Here is a 3,052-nt window from a genome sequence, read left to right as displayed (position 1 = left end):
CCGGGGTAGGTGCCGCAGTGGATGGTGCCCGCGACCTCCGACAGGGCGTTGACGTCCTCCATGATGTCGATCTCGCCGTTCTCCGGCCACTGGCCGGGGCCCAGCATCCAGAACGCCGGCCAGTAGCCCAGGCCGCCGGTGGGCTGCTGGATCGAGGCGGTGACCTCCAGCTTGCCGCCGGCCGGGGCGCCGACGTTGGCCGTGGTGGTCTGCACCCGACCCGACGTCCAATTGCCGCCACTGGCCAGGGCTGTGATGTCCAGGTTCCCGTTGCCGTCCAGGTGCACGTTGGACGAACTGTTGGTCATGGTCTCGATCTCACCGGTACCGAAGCTCGAGCCGGGACCGGTGTCGTACATCCACTGGCCGTCGATCCCGCTGCCGGATGACCCTGTGAAGTCGTCCAGGAAGACCTGGTTCCAACCCGACGGTGGCGGAGGTGCCGCGGCGCGGGCCGGGGCCGCGGGCAGCGTGAGCCAGGCGAGGAGCGTGGCGGCGAGGACGGCAGCGAGCGCCGCGGGGCGCATTCTTAGTGAGGCGGGGGCTGGGGACATGGGCGGGTGGTTCCTTTCCGATGATGGCGGTGCTGGACCGGTTCTGTGCTCTGTTCGGGCGTATGACTTCGGGGCTGGCGGCGCCGACGCGCATCAGTGGCCGCAGGGCCGTGCTGCGCGGTAGTGCGTCCGGTGCGCGGGCAAACGCGATCGGTGACAGGAGTGCTGGGGTCAGGCGGCGAAGGTGAACCAGCGCACGTTGACGAAACCGGTGAGCCGCCCTGAGGCGAAGATCAGGGTCAAGCCCGGTCTGAAAATTCCTCGTCCAGCGAGCCGGTGGGGTAGTGCTGCATGGTGGGAGCGATCAGGCGGGTCACCGTTTTGAGGGCATGCGGGCGACACGGTCGCTCGCCCAGAGGTACCGCGTCATCGCGAGCCCCACGATTTGCGTGGCGACCGGATCCGCACGCAAGTCCGCCTCGCCGTTGAGAAGGCTCGCCGATACAACTTGGAGGACAAGAGCAGAGACGAAACAGCCACAGCGCCACGACGTCGGTCGGTCGAGGGGCACATGGGGAGTAGACGATGCTTCCTGGATGTGGCAGCCTCGCCTGGGTCGGTTCGCTGGCACCTGCACCGTTGCACTCGAGCCACACACCGGTGCCGATCGTCACACCGTTCTCGGCAGCGGTGGTCCGCCTCCGAACGGATCGCCGCCAGACTCGAGCCTGTCCTTGCCGTGGATTCTGCGCGCAGCCACTACCCGGCGAGCCGCACCTTGATAACGTTCACACTCAACAAGTGTGTATCAGGGATCTTGTAACGTCAAGATGTTGGCCGTGAGTCCATAGTTAAGCGCCTCAATTAATCGACGATCTTCTCACCTTGCACACTCCGAAGCCATGGTACGAAACCCTGTGAATCTTCTTTCGGGGTTTGCGCGTGTCCGGCAGGCGCTTGCGCGCTCACCCTGGAACACTCTCAGTGCCTTTCCGGATGCAGGGCGGGCGCGGCCGCGAACCCGGTTCGTTCTTCTTTGCACGCCGCCCAGTCCAGCTGGCCAGGGGGCGGGCATCTGACTCGGAAACCGGTCGGCCGCTGTGCACCGCATTCCACTTGATCAAGATCCCCTAGCGCGGCGGGGCGGCGGAATCGCCATCCCGCACGAGAGAAGCGCGCCAGAGCTACCGCGCAAGAACAGTGCATGAAAACGACAGTCGATTTGCAAGAAAAGATCGCCGGAAACTCTTCGCGACGCCATCGTGAAGATATAACGACAAGGTAACGATTTAACCCGCCTGCCTTGACCCGGTAGAGGCGCTGTCGAAAACTCCCGCGTGAACGTTACCAAATAAGGGTCCTCATCATGAGGAGATACTCCCCAGCTTGAGCGCTTGGGGTCGTACGCCGGGGGCGTTTGTCGCGTCCCTCGTGCCCTCAAGGAATAGGAAGTGAGAGCTCATGCCCCAAACTGTGCGCCTGGCCGCCCTGGCAGGCGCGACCCTGCTGACAGCGACGACTGTCGGCCTCACCATCACGAGCCCGGCCTCGGCTGCGGTCTCGTGGCCCGCGCACTACTCGGCCCCCTATGTGGACACGGGCCTCAGCAACACGACCCTGACCACGGTCGCGGCCAACTATGGCGACGACTTTTTCACTCTGGCCTTCGTAGACGGTGCGGGCTGCCAGTGGTCGATGTACAACACGTCCAGTTGGCAGACCCAGATCGCGAACCTGCGTGCGATGGGGGGCGACGTCTCGATCTCGTTCGGCGGCTGGACCACCGACAACGGCGGCACCGACCTGGGCAACACCTGCTCCTCGGCCGGCGCCGCGGCCACCCAGATCGAGAACGTGGTCACCACGTTCAACGTCACGCACCTCGACTTCGACATCGAGGCTGCGGCGCTGTCGAACCACACCGACGTCGACCGCACCAACCAGGCCCTGGCCCAGGTACGCAGCTGGGCGGCCGGCTCGGGCCGCTCATTGTCGATCTCGTACACGCTCCCGGTGGTTCCCGGCGGGCTGACTTCAGACGGGCAGTACGTGCTGTCCAGCGGCCGGTCCGCCGGGTTCACGCCTGACGTGGTCAACGTCATGGCGATGGACTACGGGACGTCGGGCACCGAGATGGGGACGGCGGCCAACCAGGCGATGGACGCCTCGGCCTCGCAGGTCGCATCGGCGTACGGCAAGAGCCTCGCCGGAGGCTACGGAATGCTCGGCGTCACGCCGATGATCGGGCAGAACGACAGCGCAGGCGAGATCTTCACCGTGCCGGACGCATCCACCCTCGAGTCCCACGCGGCCGCCGAGGGGATTACCGAGCTGGCGTTCTGGTCGGAGGGCCGGGACAACGGCGGCTGCCCCGGGCAGACCACCGCCTCCTCCACCTGTAGCGGCGTGAGCCAGAACAACGGCGACTTCACGGCAGCGTTCGAGAAGTTCACCGGCGGTACTACCACCGGTGGTGGGAGCGGAGCCGGTGGGTCGGTGATTGGTTATGGCGGGTTGTGTCTGGATGTGCGTGGTGGCAACTCTGCGGACTTTACTCC

The 3,052-nt window shown here is 65.6% G+C and carries 2 protein-coding genes and 1 pseudogene; 1 reads left to right on the top strand and 2 read right to left on the bottom strand.

All coding sequences use genetic code 11. The features are described 5' to 3' along the window. Together ABH935_RS50795 and ABH935_RS50790 are read right to left on the bottom strand one after the other, a co-directional pair. Positions 1-554, bottom strand: a pseudogene (locus tag ABH935_RS50795) (hypothetical protein); the annotation flags it as partial. A 313-nt stretch (positions 555-867) separates the two neighbouring features. Beyond that, complete coding sequence (locus ABH935_RS50790) at positions 868-1,065, bottom strand: hypothetical protein (RefSeq protein ID WP_370385231.1); 198 nt, start codon at positions 1,063-1,065, stop codon at positions 868-870. Between the two features lie 890 nt (positions 1,066-1,955). Here ABH935_RS50790 and ABH935_RS50785 point away from each other — a divergent pair. Continuing rightward, positions 1,956-3,052: chitinase (locus ABH935_RS50785; protein ID WP_370385230.1), on the top strand; the 1,097-nt coding region annotated here is incomplete at its 3' end.

The sequence above is a fragment of the Catenulispora sp. GAS73 genome (assembly GCF_041262085.1).
In the GTDB taxonomy this organism is placed as follows: Bacteria; Actinomycetota; Actinomycetes; order Streptomycetales; family Catenulisporaceae; genus Catenulispora.
The sequence above is the reverse complement of the archived record's forward strand: the minus strand, read 5'-3'. Positions and strand labels throughout refer to the sequence as shown.